The sequence below is a fragment of the Mycobacterium sp. genome, assembly GCF_035697385.1.
Lineage (GTDB): Bacteria > Actinomycetota > Actinomycetes > Mycobacteriales > Mycobacteriaceae > Mycobacterium.
The window spans coordinates 1-18,428 of record NZ_DASSCY010000237.1 but is presented as its reverse complement, the minus strand read 5'-3'; the positions used below and the strand labels follow the sequence as shown (position 1 = coordinate 18,428).

Here is an 18,428-nt window from a genome sequence, read left to right as displayed (position 1 = left end):
GACCGGTTGCCGACCAACATGCACCTGCAGTTCCTGCGCGGCGGCGAAGCCGGTGATCCCGTCGACTACACGGTGACTCGGGTCTTCGACGGCCGCACCGCGGCCGCCCGCCGCGTCGACTCCCACCAGGACGGTCGGCTGATGACCACGGCGACGGTGTCGTTCGCAACCGAGCTGCCAGGCCCCGAACACGGCAGGCTTTCGTCGATGCCGCATGACCCCGACTCACTGCCGCCCACCGGGCCCGCCGGCCCAGCACCATCGATGCCGTTGGATGAGATCGACATCAGGATCGCCGATGACACGTGTGGCGGCGAGTTCGTGCGGCGGTTGTGGTGGCGGGCAACGGTTGCACTTCCCGACGATGCACTGGTGCACACCCTGGTCGCCGCGTACGTCACCGACGTCTACATGATCGACCCTGCGCTGCAGGTGCATGGGCATTCGATGAAGGCCCGCAGTCATCGCAGCGGCACAACCGATTCGTCGATCTGGTTTCACCGGCCGATCCGCGCAGATCAGTGGAACCTGCTGGAGTCGAGATCACCGGCTGCGGCACGGGGACGCGGGGTCGTCACCGCCAGCCTGATCCGCGCCGACGGCGTCATCGCGGCCACGATGGTGCAGGAGGGCCTTATGGCAGAGCGGGAACCGCGGTCGAGCTAACCGTACGCTGTCGATGCTCGCGAATCCGCTTGCGCAGCAGCGTCGCCAGGTAGGTGACCACGACACCGACCACGAGCGACGCGACGACACCCAGCAGCGGGTGGACGCCGTCGAACAACTCGATCACCTGATAGTGGGTCAGATAGGTGTACAGCGACGCCTCGGCGAGGACGCCGGCAACGACCGTCAACGCGGCCGGACAACGAATCGCAGGCAGCCAGATCAGCAACACGAGGCCTGCCAGCACCAGCACCTCGCGCAGGGTGCTGTCGAAGTAGCCGTACAGGCCTACCGCCAGCACTGCCGTGACGAGGATGCGCTGCCAGACTGTCGACGCTTTCGCCGCGGCCCAGCCGGCCGCGAAGAACCAGAACGCAAGCATCGTGAACCACGCGTCACGGCCGAGGTTCAGCTGCAGTATGTCGTAGCGCAACGCCATCCCAACCGCGAGAACGACAGCGGCGAACGTGAACGGGTACCGCCGTTCGCACCGATCGACTGCCGGTATCAAGAACAGCGCCGCGAGCGCGACCAGCGTCCATACCAACACCTCGACGAACCACAAACGTCCGGCCGTCATACTGTCGTGCGGGCCGAGGAACTTGTTGGCCAGCAACAGATTTGTGGCGTGATAGTCGTCGGTGATCACAAGGGCGATGGCAACCCAGATCACCGATGGCACCGCGATCCACGCAATGGTGTTGCGCAGTCGGCGAACCCGTTCTGTGCGTGACACCGGGGTGAGGCAGAACCGCGCAAAGTTGTAACCCGCGACGCCCAGCAGAATGTGCGCACCGCCCCACAGCCTGAACAACTCCGCGTGTGAGCCGACGATCAGGACGATGGCCAACGCGCGCAACGCGACGCTGGTTTCCAGCGTCGCTCCCGACCACGGCCGCCGCCGGCGCGGCGGCTTCGAGACCTTTTCCAGTTGCCGCAGAGGCAGCCGGTGCCAGTCGGTCGGAAGAGTGCTAAGCGCACGCTCCAGCCGGATCGACATCGTCACATAGGACAGCGAATTACCGCCAAGATCAGTGAAGCTGGCCTCGGGGTCGACGCTGGCAGGATCGAGGTGCAACACGTCCGCGACCACCCCGCGAAGGTCGATCGCGCCGACTTCCGTCGCATCGGCGTCGCGCGCTAGCGCGCGCACCGTCTGGTAGTCCGGCTTGCCCGTTGACAACATCGGCAACTCGGTGACGGTGACTGCCCGCACCGCTCCCGCCGGCACACCCGCCGCGTCGGCAGCGATACGTTGAACCTCATCCACGTCGTGTCCGCCGGTGGCGGCGACCACGAGGCGGTCATCGTCATCGGTGCAGAACGCTCTGATCCCGCGATCTCGCAAGGTGGACTCGAGGCGCTGCAGGTCGATTCGCAGGCCGTACATCTTGGCGAAGCGGCTGCTGCGGCCGATGATCTCGTAGAGCCCGTCCGGCCCGCGCCGAGCGATGTCTCCGGTGTGCAGCGTGTCGACCGTCTTGCCGAGCGCCAGATCATCGGGTCCATGCGCGTAGCCCATCATGACGTTGGGCCCTCGGTAGACCAGCTCGCCGACCCCCTCCTCGGTCCACCCGTCAGCCGGTTCGAGCGTGAGCGAACCGCCGGGTATCGGCCGGCCGATCGTGCTCGGGTGTGACGCCGCGAGTTCCGGTGGTAGGTAAGCCATCCGGGCCGTCGCCTCCGTGGCGCCGTACATCACGAACAAGTCCCAACCCTTGCGCTGTCCAAGCTGGGCGAAGCGACGGACCCGCTCGGGAGGCATTCGGCCCCCGGCCTGTGTGACATAGCGAAGGCTGGGCAGCTCCATGGTGTCGAAGCCGACCCGCTCGAGCAGTTCGAAGGTGTACGGCACACCCGCGAACGCGGTCCCGCGGTGTCGCCGGAACAGCTCCCAGAACTCATCGTCGGTCACCGAGTGGTCCGTGAGGATGATGCCTGCCCCGCACAGCAGGTGGCTGTGGATCACCGACAGTCCGTAGCAGTACGACATCGGCAAGGTGGTTGCGGCGCGGTCGGTTTCGCGGATGCTCAGATAGTCGACGATCGCGGCGGCGTTGGCGACGAGGTTGGTGTGCGACAACCGCACGAGTTTCGGGCTGCCGGTGCTGCCCGACGTCGACAGCAACAACGCGAGCTCGTCGTGGAGGTGGTTGGCGCCGCCGGGACGATGATGGACACCGTCGGCGTCGACTACCACGCCGGGTCGGTAAGTCTGTTCCATCGTCGTGTGATCGCGGCCGGCCGGCACGGGAAGCACCACGTGTCCGCCGGCGATCGCGCCCAGGTAGTGCGTCAATGTCGTTAGGTCGCTGCGGGTTTCGACAAGGACCAGGCGGCGCTCGGCACCGATCTTTTTCGCCGCATCGTTGACACGGTCGGCGAGGTCGCGGTAGGTCAGCACTTCGGTTTCGGTCAGCACCGCCGCCCGTTCGCCGTGGCTGCGGAGATGGTCGACAACTGCGCTCATTCGAGCACCGCTCCGGTACCGACCACCTCGATGCGCACCTTGGCATCGATGGGCGGTGGGTTGAGGCTGTGCTGGCGTACGACCAGCGGGGCGGCCTCACCTGCCGGGTCGATGGTCAACAGAATGTCGTGCCCGAGGAACTCGGTGGCGATCACCGTTCCCACGCCGACGACTCCTTCACTGTCCGAAACCATCGTCGCGACAAGCTGTTCAGGACGAAGTATCAGCGTGGCGGCACCGTCGACCGCGGGCTGCTGAACCGGTATCCGCCCGAGCGCGGTGTCGGCGATCCCGGCCGCCACGGTGCACGGAAGCGAGATGCAGTCGCCGAGGAACTCGGCGGTGAAGCGGTCGCGAGGCTGGCGGTACACCTGCTGAGGGCTGCCCACTTGGGTGAACCGCCCGTCGCGCATGACCGCCACCTGGTCCGCGATTGACAGCGCCTCTTCCTGGTCGTGGGTGACGAGCAGCGTCGTGACGCCGGAGTTGGCAAGTAGTTGCGAGACGGCCTTGCGGGTGGAAGCCCGCAGTCCAGTGTCGAGCGCGCTGAACGGTTCGTCGAGCAACATCAGCACCGGCTGTCGCGCGAGGGCGCGGGCGAGCGCGACGCGCTGCTGCTGACCTCCGGACAGCTGATGCGGCCGGCGTGACGCGTATGAGCCGTCGAGAGAGACGGTTTCGAGCAGCTCGCTGACGCGGGCGCGTACCTGCGCGCTGCGGGCGGAGCCGCTCAGTCCGTATGCGATGTTCTGGCCGACCGTCAGGTGAGGGAACAGTGCGCCGTCCTGCGCGACATAGCCGACACTGCGACGATGCGGTGCGACGGCGCTTTCCGGGCTGGCCACTTGCCGGCCCGCGATCGTGATCGTCCCGGCGTCGGGGTTCTCGAATCCGGCGATGAGGCGCAACAGCGTGGTCTTGCCGCAGCCCGATGATCCGACGACCGCCGTCGTGCTGCCGGGTTTTAACTCCAGGTCGATGTGATCCAGGACGGTGTTGCCGTTGAACGACTTTGCGAGTTCGCGGGTTTGCAGGGTGTTGTCGGCGTCGGGGTTTGTAGTCACAGCGCAGCCGCCTTGGTCGACTGCCGGAGCAGGATCAGTGTCACAGGGATTGCCAGCAGCACCAAGACCAATGCGTACGGTGCGGCGGCCGCGTAGTCGAGTTCGCTGGAGTAGGACCAGAACAGCATTGACAGCGTCCGGGTTCCGGTCGGTGCGAGCAGCAACGTGGCGGTCAATTCCGTTGCTACAGCGACGAATACCAGCGACGCGCCAGCGGCTGCAGCGGGGGCTGTCAAGCGTAGCGTGACGCGCAGGAAGGTGGCCGTAGGCGACCGGCCCAGTGATCGGGACGCCTCCTCGAGGCTGATCGGGACCTGGGCAAGGCCTGCGCGTACGTTGACCAACGCGCGTGGCATGAACAGCAGGACGTAGGCGCACACGATCAGTGCCACGCTTTGATACAGCGGCGGAGCGACGCGAATGGTGACTGTGACGAGAGCGAGTGCCGTAACTATGCCCGGCAGGGAGCTGGTCACGTAGTTGGCGCCTTCCACCATGCGGGCCAGGAAGCCGCTGGACCTGACCGCGACCCACGCGACGGGGAACGCCAGCACCGTCGTGAGGACCGCCGCCATGGTGGCCAGTCCGATGGTCTGGGCGAGCGCGGTGCCAATGTCGTCGAGCACCCATACCTCGGCGCCGCCGATCCACAACCAGCGCAGAATCGTCCACACCGGCACGCCGAGGGCGAGCACCGCCAACACGGCCAGCGCCGCTTGAGCCGCTATATTTTTGCGTCCCAGGCGGATTGGGGTAGCTGCTCGCGGCGCACCCGCGCCGATCCTGGCGAATCGTGCGTGACCGCGCGCCGACGCCTCGGACACGAGCAGCACCAGGCAGAGCAATACGAGCACGCCGGCCAGCATGCTGCCTGCGGCACCGTCGAAGGTGGCCTGGAACTGCTGGAAGATGGCGACGGTGAAGGTGTCGAAGCGCACCATCGCGAACGCGCCGAACTCGGCGAGCAGGTGCACACCGATCAGCAGCCCGCCGCCGAGAATCGCGAGCCGCAGCTGTGGCAGCACCACGCGGAAGAACACGCCCGCCGAATCGGATCCGAGTGCGCGGGCCGACTCCTCGACGGCCGGGTCGAGCCGGCGCAGCGTCGCGGCCGCGGGCAGGTACATGAAAGGAAAGTAGGACAGCGTGGTGATCAAGACTCCCGCCCACAACCCGTGCATCGACGGTATTACGCCAACCCACGCGTAGCTGTTGACGAACGCTGGAACGGCAAGCGGCGCAACGAACAACGGACGCCAGAACGCCCGTCCGGGCAGATCGGTACGCTCCACCAGCCACGCGACGCCGACTCCGATGACCACACACAGCGGGACGGTGACGACAACCAGTGCGACGGTGTTGAACAGCAGCTCGCCGACGCGAGGCCGGACGATCAGTTCATAGGCGCGCGTCCACCCGATCGAAACCGCCGACCACGCCACATAGCCCAGCGGAATGAAGGTGGCGGCAACCAGGATCGCGACCGTGGCAGTCACCAACGGGCCGGGCCGGGCGGTCGGGGCTGACCGCGAAACCGGCGCCGCGGCGGTTGGAACCGGGGGAGCGACCACCTATAACAAGCCAGCCTTCGTCATCAGATCGGTTACCTGCTGGGCCTGCAGCGTCGACGGATCGACCGCCGGTGCCTGCAGGTCGGCGAGCGGGAGAAGCGCCGGGTTCGCGGGGACCCCGCTGGCGACCGGGTACTCGAACGACGTGCCTTTCTCCAGCACCTCTTGGCCGGCCTTGCCGGTGATGAACCGAATGAACTGTTGCGCTTGCTCTTTCTTCTTGCTCGACTCGAGGACCCCGCCGCCGGAGAGGCTGACGAACGCGCCTGGATCCTGGTTGCGGAAGTAGTGCAGAGCCGTATTGCCGCTCATCTCTTTGGTTTTCGACTGATCGCGGAACCAGTAGTAGTGGTAGATCACGCCGCCGTCGACCTCGCCGGCGTTGACGGCCTTCAAGGTGGCGATGTTGTCGCTGTAGATCTTCGCGTTGGTCTTCATACCGGCCAGCCACTGCGCGGTCGCAGGCTCACCCTTCAACTGCAGCAGCGCCGCGACGATGGCCTGAAAGTCCGCCTTGGTCGGCGGTGCGCCCCAGCGGCCCTTCCATTCGGGAAGCTGTAGGTCCAGAAGGGATTTGGGCAGCTGGTCGGGCTGCAGCCTGGTCTTGTTGTAGACGAACACGGTGGTGCGCGCGGCGACGCCGGTCCACTTGCCGCTGGCCGGACGGTATTGTGCCGGAACCTGATTGATGGTTTCGGCGTCAAGGTCGGCGAACAGTCCAGCGCGCTCGACAGCGGCCATGGCGGGGGAGTTCTCGGTGAGGAACACATCGGCTGGAGAGGCCGCGCCTTCTGCGACCAATTGATTGCCGAGCTCGGTGTCGCCGCCCTGGCGGTAGGTCACCTTTATGCCGGTTTCCTTGGTGAACGCGTCGATCCACTCTTTGGTCAGCGACTCGTGCTGGGCGTTGTAGATGAGCAGCTCGTCGCTGTCGTCGGAGCTGGAGCAGGCGGTAGCACCGAGCACGACGGCCAGCGTGGACAAGACTGCGGCGATCCGGCTCCAACGTGGACGCATCAAGGAGATCCCTTCCCGTTCTTTCCCTGCCGCGTCGCGGCCTGCTATTAGCTGAGGTTTACCTAAAGAAACATACCCTCCGTGCAGGCCTAACCTGTTGCTGTGCCGGAAACCGGAAACCATTCCGTTGCCGTCGCTCTGTTGGCGCATCTGCGCCGGGCCCGCGACCACATCGACCGGAACTATCGCGATCCGCTGGACCTGGATCGGCTCGCGCGGGTGGCCGGGGTGTCGAACTACCATTTCGCGCGGTCGTTCGAGGCCACCTACGGCGAGACGCCGATCCGGTACCTGACCCGGCGGCGCATCGAGCGGGCGCAGGATCTGTTGCGGGCGGCGAACCTGACGGTGACCGAGGTGTGCATGGCGGTCGGGTTCGCCAGCCTCGGCTCGTTCTCCAGCAGGTTCACCCAGCTCGTCGGCGAGAGCCCGACCGCGTACTGCGACCGGTGGGCGGCGCGCGGCGGCCCGCACGTGCCGGGTTGCTTTCTGTTCATGCGGGGCGTGCTCGACCACGCCGAAACTGCGGGCGACCCGGTTGCGCAATTTGGGAGAAGCGACGGCGAGGGGCGCGACGTTAGCGTTGCGCCATGATCACCTGCGTCTCGCTCGTCACCGTTTACTGCCTCAACCAGGACGAAACTCGCGACTTCTACGTCGACGTGCTCGGCTTCGAGCCGGGAACCGACATCACGATGGGCGAAGGCTTCCGCTGGGTCACGGTCAAGCACCCGAGCCAACCGGAACTCGAGGTCACCCTGATGACGCCGGGGCCGCCGCTGGATACCGAGGCCGCCGCTGGATACCGAGGCCGCCGACTTTGTCCGGCGCCAACTCGAGAAGGGCGGCATGGGCGGGCTCGGCCTGTCGGTCGACGACTGCCACAAGACCTTCGCCTAATTCTGGCCGTTCATGCCAGTTGGTAGCTCTTACGGACTTGTGACGGCGCACCAACGTCGGTCAATCTCGGGTTGATCTTGTCGCGCTGTGGGTACGTTTGGCCTCAGGTCAGGGGATTAAGAACCCATGGCAATGATTTGAGGAACAAGTCCAATGAAGATCTCACCAGCTGCCGTACGCCGTGGATTGGGCGGCGCGTTTGCTACTTGTGCGCTCGGCGGTGTCGCCGCGGCGACCATCGCTATTCCGTCGGCCGCCGCGCAACCCGGCTGCACCGCGAGTTCGTTCTCCCATACGGCCAGCGGTGTGCTCGCCTCCGCGGGTGCGTGGCTCGATGCGCATCCAGACGCGAACAACGTGCTGACCGCCGCGGGTATGCAGGGTGCAGGCGCCGAGCAGTCGGTGCGCGACTACTTCACCTCCCGCCCGCAGGAATACGCGGAACTCAAGGGCATCGCGCAACCGCTGATCGATCTGCAGCGCAACTGCAACACGGCGATCCAGCCGATGCAGATCGCGGCGCTGTACCAGGCGCTTTCGAGCGGGTCATAGCGGGATTTGCGCCGATTTCTGCGTGAGGGCTGTGATCTACCAAGACACACAGCCCTCATGCAGAACTCGCGAAATGTTTACATGCGGCCGTAACGGCTTCTGACGAAGCTGTAGACGCCGAATGCCGCGATGCCGAGTGCGGCGACAATGAGAACGAACTTGCCGAACGGCGCCTGACCCAGTGCCTTGACCGCCGCGTCGAGACCAGTGGCCTTCGACGGATCGGCTTGCAGTGTCGCGACGATCACCAATATGCCCGCACCGGCGAGCACGAGACCCTTGGCCGCGTAGCCGGCGATGCCGGTCGCAATGACTCCGGTTCCGCCCGCGACGCGTAAATCCTTCAAGAATTTTTTGGAGACGCCCTTGTAGACGTGGTAACCGCCCACTCCGACAAGGCCTAGTCCAATCGCGATCAGGACGGCTTTTCCCCATCCGGACTGCATCATCTGCGCGCTCAGGCCGGCGTTCTGCTGGCTGCTCTGCTGACCGCTTCCCATCGCGAATCGGGCGGCGGACAACGCGATCGCGAAGTTCACGATCGCGAGTCCGATGGATTTGGCGCGCTTCCAGGCGGGGGTGTCGTCGAGTCGGGGTCCAGAGCCCTCGCCCGGCTTGGACCCGACGATCGCTTCGGCGATTCGCCACAGGCCAAGGGCCACCAGCCCGACCGCGATGGCCCACATGATGAACGCCCCGCCGGTCTGGCGGGCCAGTGTGGTCAATGCGCCTGATTGGTCGGCGCTGCCGCCCGAACCCAGTGCGATCCGAAAAATGATGTAGGCCACAACCAGATGCAAAACGCCGCTGACCGCGAACCCGGCGCGGGCGGTGTACTCGAATGCATCGCTGTCGGTTGCCCTGTCGGCGACTCCTTGCAACGACTTGTCGGTCATCACTCCATGTACCCGGTTTTTGACGACTACGAACCGCCCGTGGCGCAGTTGTGGATGAAGTCGTGACTGGGGACAACAACCGGAGGCGTCGGGGTCCTCGCCGGCGCCGTGTCAGTGCCGGGACCCAGTGTGGCGCCATGACTACGTTGACGCGTGCCGAGATCGGCGCGCTTGGTGAGCAACTCGCCGTCGATCACCTCGAGTCGCTAGGACTGCGAGTGCTGGTCCGCAATTGGCGGTGCCGATATGGCGAGCTGGATGTGATCGCCGCGGACGATACGAAGCGCATCGTCGTGTTTGTCGAGGTGAAGACCCGCACCAGCGACCGATTCGGCGGCGTCGCGCAGGCGGTGACACCGGACAAGGTGCGGCGCCTACGCCGGCTGGCAGGCGTCTGGCTGGCCGGGCAGAACGGCAGCTGGGCGCAGGTGCGCATCGATGTCATCGGTGTGCGCATCGGCCGCCGGCGCACCCCCGAAGTAACTCATCTGCAAGGCGTCTGCTGATGACACTGGGCAGGGCATTCTCCGTAGCAGTACGCGCGCTGGACGGCGAGATCGTCGAGATCGAGGCCGACATCACCTCGGGTCTGCCGGGTGTGCACCTTGTCGGGCTACCCGACGCCGCGCTGCAGGAGTCGCGCGACCGGGTCCGCGCGGCGATCACCAACTGCGGCAACGAATGGCCCATGGCAAGGCTGACGCTTGCGCTCTCACCGGCCACCTTGCCCAAGATGGGCAGTGTTTACGACCTCGCCCTCGCGGCTGCCGTGTTGTCGGCGCACGGAAAAAAGGACTGGGAACGGCTCGAAAAGACCGTGCTGCTAGGCGAATTAGCGCTCGACGGCCGGGTGCGCCCCGTCAAGGGCGTGCTGCCGGCCGTGCTGGCCGCCAAGCGAGAAGGATGGCCGGCCGTTGTTGTGCCGGTCGACAACCTCGCCGAGGCCAGCCTCGTCGATGGCATCGACGTATGGGGCGCGCGGACGTTAGGGCAACTGCAATCCTGGCTTGCCGGCAAGGCGCGCCTTGCCGACCGTATCGATGCGCCACAGTCGACGCCCGAGACATCGGGCGACCTCGCCGACGTGATCGGTCAATCGCATGCGCGCTACGCGGTCGAGGTGGCAGCTGCCGGTGCACACAACCTGATGCTGACCGGGCCGCCGGGTGTAGGCAAAACCATGTTGGCTCAACGCCTTCCGGGGTTGTTGCCGCCATTGTCGTATGCCGAGTCGCTGGAGGTGACAGCGATTCATTCGGTGGCCGGCCTGCTGTCGGTCGACACGCCGCTGATCACCCGGCCGCCCTTTGTCGCACCGCATCCCACCGCGAGCGTGGCGGCGTTGGTCGGCGGCGGCTCGGGGCTGGCGCGGCCGGGCGCCGTCAGCCGCGCGCACAGGGGCGTGCTTTTTCTCGACGAATGCGCGGAGCTGCGCTCGAGCGCATTGGAGGCGTTACGAACTCCCTTGGAGGACGGCGAGATTCGGCTTGCACGTCGTGACGGCGTCGCGCGCTATCCGGCGCGGTTCCAATTGGTGCTGGCCGCCAACCCGTGTCCCTGCGCGCCCGCTGATCCCCGGGATTGCACCTGCGCATCGAGCGAAAAGCGCCGATATCTCGGCAAGTTGTCCGGTCCGCTCATCGACAGGGTGGACCTGCGGGTTCAGATGCATGCGGTGCGGGCAGGCGCATTCGCTCCACAAGAGGGCGAGTCCAGCTCCCAGGTCCGTGACCGGGTTGCCGCGGCACGGGCGGCAGCGGCGGAGCGCTGGCGGCCGCACGGCATTCGCACCAACGCAGAGGTCGGCGGTGCACTGCTGCGGCGCAAGTTTCGGCTCGACGCCAAAGTGATGGAGCCGTTGCGCACAGCGCTCGATCGCGGGCAGCTCAGCATCCGCGGCCTGGACCGGACACTGCGCGTCGCGTGGACCCTTGCCGATCTAGGCGGTCGGTCCTCGCCGGTACTGGCAGACGTGACCGCGGCGCTGAGCTTTCGGCAGGCGGGCGGTGTCCGATGACAGACGACGTCGCTCGGGCGTGGGCATACCTGTCGCGGGTCGCCGAGCCGCCGTGCCCGGAGTTGGCGGAATTGGTGGCCACGGTCGGACCTATCGAGGCGGCCGATTGCGTGATGCGCGGCAAGCTCGGCGGGCGGCTCGCGCTTGACACCGAAGCCAGACGTCAGAGTAATTGTGCCGCAAAAGATCTCGAGGTCTTGTCTCGCTTGGGTGGGCGGCTGGTGACGGCGGAGGACGACGAATGGCCACTGTTGGCATTCGCCGCGTTCGGCGGGGTGGCTGTCAGGCAACGCCCGCGAGGCCATCCGCCGATGGTGCTCTGGGTAGTGGGGCCGGCCGACCTCCAGGATGTCGCCGATCGTGCCGCGGCGATCGTCGGCACCCGAGCCAGCACTGCCTACGGCGAGTACGTCGCCGGCGACCTGGCTGATGGTTTGGCGGGCAGGGATGTCGCAGTGGTGTCGGGCGGGGCGTACGGCATCGACGGGGCCGCCCACCGGGCCGCGCTTGCCGCCGACGGGCTGACCGTCGCGGTGCTGGCCGGTGGTATCGACGTGCCGTACCCGGCTGGGCACGCGGGTTTGTTGCACCGCATCCGCGAGGAAGGGTTGGTGGTCAGCGAATACCCGCCCGGCGTGCGACCCGCCCGGCACCGGTTCCTGACGCGCAACCGGTTGGTCGCCGCACTGGCGGGAGCCACCGTCGTCGTCGAGGCCGGAGCGCGCAGCGGCGCCGCGAACACCGCAGCATGGGCCAGGGCGTTGGGCCGCACGGTCTGCGCGGTGCCGGGGCCGGTCACCTCATCGGCCTCGGTCGGATGCCACGCGTTGTTGCGCGGCGAGGCCAACCTCGTCACCCGAGCAGAGGATGTCGTCGAGCTGGTCGGCCGGGCAGGCGAACTCGCGGCCGATGAGGAGCGGCCGGTCTCACCGCTGGACGGGCTGGGCGACACCGAGCAGCGGGTGTACGACGCGCTTCCGGCCCGCGGTGCCCGCACCCCAGATGAGATTGCGGTGGCGTCCGGTTTGCCAGCCACGCAGGTGCTGGGTCCGCTGGCGGTGCTCGAACTCTCCGGGCTGGTGGTGTGTCAGGACGGCCGGTGGAAGTTGGCCCTCCGGTAAGTTAGCTGTCATGCATAACGCGCTGAGCAGGGCCGTCGGCCGCATCGCGGTCGTTGTGCTGCTCACCGTGGGGCTCTCGGTCACGGGCTTTCGGGCCGCGGAGGCCGAGGGAGAGGCGGTTGTCGTTCCGCCGGACGGCTACGGCTTCAGCGTGGGCGCGCCGATGACCTGGATGAGCGATATCGAGGCCGACGGCGAGCTCGACGCCGCTGCAAAAACCGGAGCGACATGGCTGCGGGTCCTCATCGACTGGCATCTGGTCGAGCCGATGCCGGGCGCATTCAACTGGGGTTACGTCGACCACTGGATCAACGGTGCGCTGGCCCGGGGCATGAAGGTGCTGGGGCTGATCGCCTACACCCCCGACTGGGCGCGTGCGCCGGGCAGCTACTTCAGCGCCCCGCCGGTGGACCCCGCGGTGTTCGCCAGTTTCTCCGCGAAGGTGGTGCAGCGGTACGGCGACCGCGTGGCGGACTGGGAGATCTGGAACGAGCCGAACCTGCCGCTGTTCTTCGGCTTCGTCGATAACCGGGCGCAGAGGTACACCGAACTGCTGAAGGTCGCCTATCCCGCGATCAAGGCGGTGCAGCCGCACAGCACCGTCATCGCCGCGGGGCTGAGCCCCGCTTTCACGCCGGACGGCCCCCCGGATTTCGTCAACGGGATGTACGCGGCGGGCGCCAAGGGGTACTTCGACGCCGCGGCCATGCATCCCTATGTGTTCCCCGACGGACTGGCCGCCGATCCGCTGAACGGATGGCACGACGTCGAGATGGTTCGCCGGATCATGGTGTACCACGGGGACGGTGACAAGAAGATCTGGATGACCGAGTTGGGTGCGCCGACGAGTGACCCGTCGGCCGAAGGGGTCAGCCAGGAGGAACAGGCCCGTCAGATCACTGACGTGTTGTGGAAAGCGGCACAGACGGGATACAGCGGCCCGGCGTTCATCTTCTGCATCCGCGATGTCAACTCAGCGCTGCGTGGCAACCGCGACGACAACTTCGGTGCACTGCTGACGTCGGACTGGCAGCCCAAGGTGGCGGCAGGGGTGCTGGCCAGGTAGACCGCCATCCGACGGCGGTATCGCATATAGTTGTAAAAGTACAACCATAAGTTGAGCTAATTTCTTTGGAGGAACAGTGGCAGGACGTCCCGTGCACACGTTCGAAGTGGTGCGCACCGAGCAATTGACGCCGCACATGATCCGAGTTGTGCTGGGCGGCAGCGGCAATGGGACGGGATTCGACACGTTCACGCCCAACGACTTCACCGACGCCTACGTCAAGATCGTGTTTGTCGACGACGGTATCGACGTGGCGGCCCTTCCGCGGCCTCTGACGCTGGACAGCTTCAAGGCCTTGCCGGTCGAGCAACAGCCGACGGTGCGCACCTACACCGTCCGTCGCGTCGACGTCGAGCGCCGCGAAATCACCGTCGACTTCGTCGTGCACGGCGACCAAGGGGTGGCCGGGCCATGGGCGGCCGCGGCGACGCCCGGTCAACCGGCCTATCTGATGGGGCCCAGCGGCGCCTATTCACCCGACCCTGCCGCAGACTGGCACTTGTTCGCCGGCGACGAAGCGGGCCTTCCCGCGATCGGCGCAGCCTTGGAAGCCTTGCCCGACAACGCGATTGGCAAGGCCTTCATCGAAATCGGCGGACCCGACGACGAAGTCGCGCTGACAAAGCCGCCCGGCGTCGAATTGCGATGGGTCTACCGCGGCGGCCGCGCCGACCTCGTGCCCGACGATCAGGCCGGCGACCACTCGCCACTCATCGCGGCGGTGAAGGAGGCCGAGTGGCTGCCCGGCCAAGTGCAGGTCTTCATCCACGGTGAAGCCCAGGCCGTCATGCACAACCTGCGGCCCTACATCCGCAAGGAACGCGGCGTCAACGCCAAATGGGCATCGTCGATCTCGGGCTACTGGCGGCGTGGCCGCACCGAGGAGACCTTCCGGCAGTGGAAGCGTGAACTCGCCGAAGCGGAGGAAAAGGCCACCGCCTGACCGGTGGCTGGCACGCTAACCCCATGGCGTTCGCGGATTACCAGCTCGAGATCTACCTTCAGGGCCTGTCGGGCACCGTGCCGTCGTTGCCGATGTCCTTCGCCGAACTCGAGGCGAAGGCCGAGGCCGCGATGTCGCCGTCGATGTGGTCCTACGTCGCAGGCGGCGCCGGTGACGAACGCACCCAGCGGGTCAACGTCACGGCCTTCGAGCGGTGGGGGCTGATGCCACGAATGTTCATCGGCGCCAACGACCGTGACTTATCGATGCAACTGTGCGGCCTCAATCTGCCGTCGCCGATCCTGATGGCGCCGGTCGGTGTGATCGGCCTGTGCGCGCAGGACGGGCACGGCGATCTGGCGACGGCTCGCGCCGCCGCACGCACCGGTGTGCCGATGATCGCGTCAACGATGTCGGTCGATCCGCTCGAGCATGTCGCCGCTGAACTCGGTGACACGCCAGGGTTTTTCCAGCTCTACACCCCGACCGATCGCGACGTGGCGGCCAGCCTCGTGCATCGCGCCGAGGCCGCCGGATTCAAGGGCATCGTCGTCACGCTGGACACCTGGATTCCGGGGTGGCGGCCGCGGGACCTGACGACGTCCAACTTTCCGTTCCTGCGCGGGCTCTGCCTGGCCAACTACACCAGCGATCCGGTGTTCTGCGAGAGCCTGCAACAATCGCCCGAGGAGAATCCGCAGGCGGCGGTGATGCGCTGGGTGCAGATCTTCGGGAACCCGCTCACGTGGGACGACCTTCCTTGGTTGCGCTCGCTGACGAACCTGCCGCTGATCGTCAAGGGCATCTGCCACCCCGACGACGCGCGGCGCGCCAAAGACGGCGGCGTGGACGCCATCTACTGCTCCAACCACGGCGGCCGTCAGGCCAACGGCGGCGTGCCTGCCATCGAATGCCTGCCAGGGGTCGTCGACGCCGCCGATGGTCTTCCCGTGCTGTTCGACTCCGGGATTCGCAGCGGCGTCGACATCATCAAGGCGCTGGCGCTCGGTGCCACCGCGGTCGTTATCGGGAGGCCATATGTCTACGGCCTAGCCCTCGGTGGTGTCGACGGCATCGTGCACGTGCTGCGCTCTCTGCTCGCCGAGGCCGACGTCACCATGGCCGTCGATGGGTATCGCTCGCTGAAGGAGTTGACGCCGGAGACGCTGCGGCGCGTCAACTGAGTCAGGGTGTTGGCGTCTGGGACGGTAGGGGAGTGGACGCGATCTTCGGCGAGTTCGACGAGTACCTGGCGTTGGAACGCGGCCGGTCCGACCACACCCGCCGCGCCTACCTCGGCGATTTGCGGTCGCTGTTCGACTTTCTCGAGCAGCGGGTGCCCGGCGCCGCGTTGTCCAGTCTGAGCCTGCCGGTGCTGCGATCCTGGCTGGCGGCGCAGGCATCGGCGGGTGCTGCTCGAACGACGCTGGCCCGGCGCACCTCGGCCGTCAAGACATTCACGGCGTGGGCGACACGACGCGGACTGATGCAGAGCGATCCGGCCACCAGGCTGCAGGTGCCGAAGGCCCGCCGGACACTGCCGGCGGTACTGCGACAGGATCAGGCGCTCGACGCCATGTCTGCTGCGAAATCCGGTGCACAACAAGGAGATCCACTGGCATTGCGCGATCAACTGATTGTTGAGCTGTTGTACGCCACCGGCATTCGGGTCAGTGAGCTGTGTGGTCTCGACATCGACGACGTCGATACACCGCGCAGGGTGCTGCGGGTATTGGGCAAAGGCAACAAGCAGCGCACGGTGCCGTTCGGCGAGCCTGCGCAGGCTGCGTTGGCGGCATGGTTGTCCGACGGCCGTCCCGCGCTGGCGACCGCGGACTCGGGCCCGGCGCTGTTGCTCGGTGCTCGCGGTCGCCGCATCGACCCGCGGCAAGCGCGCACCGTCGTGCACCAGACGATCGCGGCGGTCGACGGTGCGCCCGACATCGGCCCGCACGGCCTGCGGCACAGCGCCGCTACGCATCTGCTCGAGGGCGGCGCGGATCTACGCGTCGTGCAGGAACTGCTCGGCCACTCGACGCTGGCGACCACACAGCTCTACACACATGTCACGGTCGCGCGGCTGCGTGCGGTGCACGACCAGGCCCACCCCCGCGCCTAGCGAAGCAACGCAATGACCTTCGCAATGTCGGGCATCGCCGACTCTCGCCCGATCCACTCGTCGAACACCGTCCAGTAGCTCACCCCGAACCGCTGTTGACGCTCGACCAAGGTCTCCGCCATCTGCTCGTGCGTGCCGAGCAGAACGAACGGTGAATCCAGCACAAACTGCGGTGAGATTCCGCCGAAGGCCGCAGCCAGCTCGGCTGCTGACGATTCGGGATCGTCGGTGTGCACCACGAACTGAATCAGCGCATTGAGCTCGATGGCGTCGAACCTGCCGCCTGCCGCGTCACGCACGACGGCGATCCGGTTGTCCAAACCGGCTGCATCGAAGTGGGTGAGCTCCACTTTGGTCGCGTCGCGGTTGTGGCTGAAGCCGGCCAGCCCGGCGATGTCGGCGACCCGGCCGGCCAGCTGCAGCACCCGGGTTCCGTTGCCGCCGATGAGCAGCGGGACGGAAACACCTGGCGCGGCGACGAGTTCACCCGCGTCGGCATGAACCCGGTAATGCTCGCCGCGGACCTCGACCGGTTCGCCGGCCAGCAGCGGCCGAATCACGTCGACCGCCTCGATGAGCCGGTCAACCCGCGCCCCGCCGGAGTCGAACCGAAGCCCCGCGGCGTCGTATTCGGATTTCATGTGGCCGGCACCGAGGCCCAGCTCAAATCGGCCTGCGGAGATCGCGGCGACGGTCGCGGTCTCGCGGGCGGTGTCGATGGGATGGCGTAAGTCGTTGTTCAACACCAGCGTTCCGACGTGCAGGCGGTCGGTGGCAGCCGCGGCGGCCGTGGCGCCGGCGAACGGTGACACGGATGCGACCAGATGATCGGGGATGGTCAGCACGTCAAAACCAGCGTCCTGCACCGACATTGCGAATGCGCAGAATTCCGTGCCCCGTGGCAGCGCGGTGTGCAGGCCGAACCGAAGTGGGCGTGAGCGGTGAGCGTCGGTGGTCATGGGTTCGACGGTAGGCGGATGTCATTCGCGACGAGCGACCCCTCTTGTACAGGTATCGGCGGCGTGCTGCGTGCAAACACGGTCATCCCCGACTTACGTGTGGGCCCACGCGAAAGTGGGGTCAGCCGTACAGCGGTTTCAGCCGGATGGGCGTGGTTGCCAACAGCCCCAGCGGATCGACGTAGTCAGCACGAGACGCCGGCCCCCACATCGCGCCCCAGTGCAGACAAGCCGCGGCCGCGCAGCCGGCATGACCGGCCATCAGGTGACCGAGGGCCGCGCCGGCGTCGATAAGCTGCCCGACCCGCACCGACGGCCGCACCGGTTCATAGCTGGTCCGCAGCCCGCCGGGGTGCGCGATCGACACCAGCGGACGGCCGGCCAGCTCACCGGCGAACACGACTGTGCCCGACGCGGCGGCGTACACCCGTTGGCCGGGCGTCCCCGCCAGGTCGACGCCGCGATGCCCGCGATTCCAGTTCGGCGACGGCGCGTCGAACACGCGTGTTACCGCAGGTCGCGGCCGCAGCGGCCAATCCAGCCGCCCTTCCTCGGCCCGAACCGGCGCGGCGCACAGCACGGCGATGGCCACCACCGCCACGACCCTGCGCATACGACCAGCTCACAACGAGGCTCTGCGGTTTGCCATATCGCGCAACCAGACTGTGGATGGCCAGGTCACTGTGGAAAAAGCACCCCCTTTGACCGTGTAAACTCCTAACCGCAGCTCGCCCGAGCGGGCTGACTTCGCGTGTCTGCACCACGACCCGGTTCCTCAAGGTCGTACCCGGATGCCGGCGGTCCCGTTTACGAACGGGTCCGGCAACCCGCAGTCACCAGGGCTTGGCACCACCGGTGCCGGGCGTCAACCGACAACTGAAGGACCTGGCCACCATGGCTGTCGTAACTATGAAGCAGCTGCTTGACAGCGGCACCCACTTCGGGCATCAGACCCGTCGCTGGAATCCCAAGATGAAGCGGTTCATCTTCACCGACCGCAACGGCATCTACATCATCGACCTGCAGCAGACGCTGACCTACATCGACAAGGCGTACGAGTTCGTCAA

At 66.7% G+C, this 18,428-nt stretch carries 18 protein-coding genes and 1 pseudogene; 12 read left to right on the top strand and 7 right to left on the bottom strand.

Features of this window, described 5'->3' with window-relative positions; all coding sequences use genetic code 11:
- The coding region (locus VFH65_RS20045) for an acyl-CoA thioesterase (protein ID WP_353323795.1) at positions 1-666 on the top strand (666 nt) is incomplete at its 5' end.
- On the opposite strand, the gene VFH65_RS20040 is transcribed toward VFH65_RS20045, so the two are convergent.
- The 4 genes from VFH65_RS20040 to VFH65_RS20025 are packed head-to-tail and all read right to left on the bottom strand — an operon-like array spanning position 635 to position 6,788.
- Positions 635-3,136, bottom strand: a complete 2,502-nt coding sequence (locus VFH65_RS20040; RefSeq protein WP_353323794.1) for an AMP-binding protein — start codon at positions 3,134-3,136, stop codon at positions 635-637. The genes VFH65_RS20045 and VFH65_RS20040 overlap by 32 nt on opposite strands.
- The gene (locus VFH65_RS20035) at positions 3,133-4,200 is read right to left on the bottom strand and encodes an ABC transporter ATP-binding protein (protein WP_353323793.1); all 1,068 of its coding nucleotides are present in this window, start codon (positions 4,198-4,200) and stop codon (positions 3,133-3,135) included. The genes VFH65_RS20040 and VFH65_RS20035 overlap by 4 nt, the downstream gene beginning before the upstream one ends.
- Positions 4,197-5,771, bottom strand: coding sequence for an ABC transporter permease (locus tag VFH65_RS20030; protein WP_353323792.1), 1,575 nt, complete (start codon positions 5,769-5,771; stop codon positions 4,197-4,199). Before VFH65_RS20030 ends, VFH65_RS20035 begins: the two co-directional genes overlap by 4 nt.
- The gene (locus tag VFH65_RS20025) at positions 5,772-6,788 is read right to left on the bottom strand and encodes an iron ABC transporter substrate-binding protein (RefSeq protein WP_353323791.1); all 1,017 of its coding nucleotides are present in this window, start codon (positions 6,786-6,788) and stop codon (positions 5,772-5,774) included.
- A gap of 102 nt (positions 6,789-6,890) precedes the next feature.
- On the opposite strand from VFH65_RS20025, the gene VFH65_RS20020 reads away from it, so the two are divergent.
- From VFH65_RS20020 to VFH65_RS20010, 3 genes are all read left to right on the top strand, one after another.
- Entirely contained in the window at positions 6,891-7,382 is a 492-nt protein-coding gene (locus tag VFH65_RS20020) for a helix-turn-helix transcriptional regulator (protein ID WP_353323790.1), read from the top strand.
- A complete protein-coding gene (locus VFH65_RS20015) occupies positions 7,379-7,714 on the top strand; it encodes a VOC family protein (RefSeq protein WP_353323789.1) in 336 nt (111 codons plus the stop codon). The genes VFH65_RS20020 and VFH65_RS20015 overlap by 4 nt, the downstream gene beginning before the upstream one ends.
- Positions 7,715-7,841: 127 nt before the next feature.
- Positions 7,842-8,240, top strand: a complete 399-nt coding sequence (locus VFH65_RS20010; RefSeq protein ID WP_353323788.1) for a heme-binding protein — start codon at positions 7,842-7,844, stop codon at positions 8,238-8,240.
- A 77-nt stretch (positions 8,241-8,317) separates the two neighbouring features.
- Here the strand turns inward: VFH65_RS20010 and VFH65_RS20005 are convergent, their stop codons facing one another.
- Entirely contained in the window at positions 8,318-9,136 is an 819-nt protein-coding gene (locus VFH65_RS20005) for a DUF1206 domain-containing protein (protein ID WP_353323787.1), read from the bottom strand.
- A gap of 137 nt (positions 9,137-9,273) precedes the next feature.
- Between VFH65_RS20005 and VFH65_RS20000 the strand changes: the two genes are divergently transcribed.
- The 7 genes from VFH65_RS20000 (at position 9,274) to VFH65_RS19970 (ending at position 16,402) form a co-directional block, all read left to right on the top strand.
- Complete coding sequence (locus VFH65_RS20000; protein ID WP_353323786.1) at positions 9,274-9,642, top strand: YraN family protein; 369 nt, start codon at positions 9,274-9,276, stop codon at positions 9,640-9,642.
- Positions 9,642-11,153, top strand: a complete 1,512-nt coding sequence (locus VFH65_RS19995; protein WP_353323785.1) for a YifB family Mg chelatase-like AAA ATPase — start codon at positions 9,642-9,644, stop codon at positions 11,151-11,153. The genes VFH65_RS20000 and VFH65_RS19995 overlap by 1 nt, the downstream gene beginning before the upstream one ends.
- A complete protein-coding gene (dprA, locus tag VFH65_RS19990) occupies positions 11,150-12,274 on the top strand; it encodes a DNA-processing protein DprA (RefSeq protein ID WP_353323784.1) in 1,125 nt (374 codons plus the stop codon). Before VFH65_RS19995 ends, dprA begins: the two co-directional genes overlap by 4 nt.
- Positions 12,275-12,284: 10 nt before the next feature.
- Complete coding sequence (locus VFH65_RS19985; protein ID WP_353323783.1) at positions 12,285-13,340, top strand: hypothetical protein; 1,056 nt, start codon at positions 12,285-12,287, stop codon at positions 13,338-13,340.
- Positions 13,341-13,416: 76 nt separating this feature from the next.
- On the top strand, positions 13,417-14,283 hold the full coding sequence (locus VFH65_RS19980) for a siderophore-interacting protein (RefSeq protein WP_353323782.1): 867 nt from the start codon (positions 13,417-13,419) through the stop codon (positions 14,281-14,283).
- A gap of 23 nt (positions 14,284-14,306) precedes the next feature.
- A complete protein-coding gene (locus VFH65_RS19975; protein ID WP_353323781.1) occupies positions 14,307-15,467 on the top strand; it encodes an alpha-hydroxy-acid oxidizing protein in 1,161 nt (386 codons plus the stop codon).
- 32 nt (positions 15,468-15,499) lie between these two features.
- Positions 15,500-16,402: a tyrosine recombinase XerC gene (locus tag VFH65_RS19970; RefSeq protein ID WP_353323780.1), complete on the top strand. Its 903-nt coding sequence runs from the start codon at positions 15,500-15,502 to the stop codon at positions 16,400-16,402.
- Here the strand turns inward: VFH65_RS19970 and VFH65_RS19965 are convergent.
- Positions 16,399-17,361 carry a TIGR03621 family F420-dependent LLM class oxidoreductase gene (locus VFH65_RS19965; protein WP_353323779.1) on the bottom strand — a complete coding sequence of 321 codons (963 nt, stop codon included), beginning with the start codon at positions 17,359-17,361 and terminating at the stop codon, positions 16,399-16,401. The genes VFH65_RS19970 and VFH65_RS19965 overlap by 4 nt on opposite strands.
- Positions 17,362-17,491: 130 nt before the next feature.
- A pseudogene (locus VFH65_RS19960) lies at positions 17,492-17,938 on the bottom strand (M23 family metallopeptidase); the annotation flags it as partial.
- A gap of 317 nt (positions 17,939-18,255) precedes the next feature.
- On the opposite strand from VFH65_RS19960, the gene rpsB reads away from it, so the two are divergent.
- Positions 18,256-18,428, top strand: a 173-nt coding sequence (gene rpsB, locus VFH65_RS19955) for a 30S ribosomal protein S2 (protein WP_353323796.1), incomplete at its 3' end; no start/stop codon positions are given.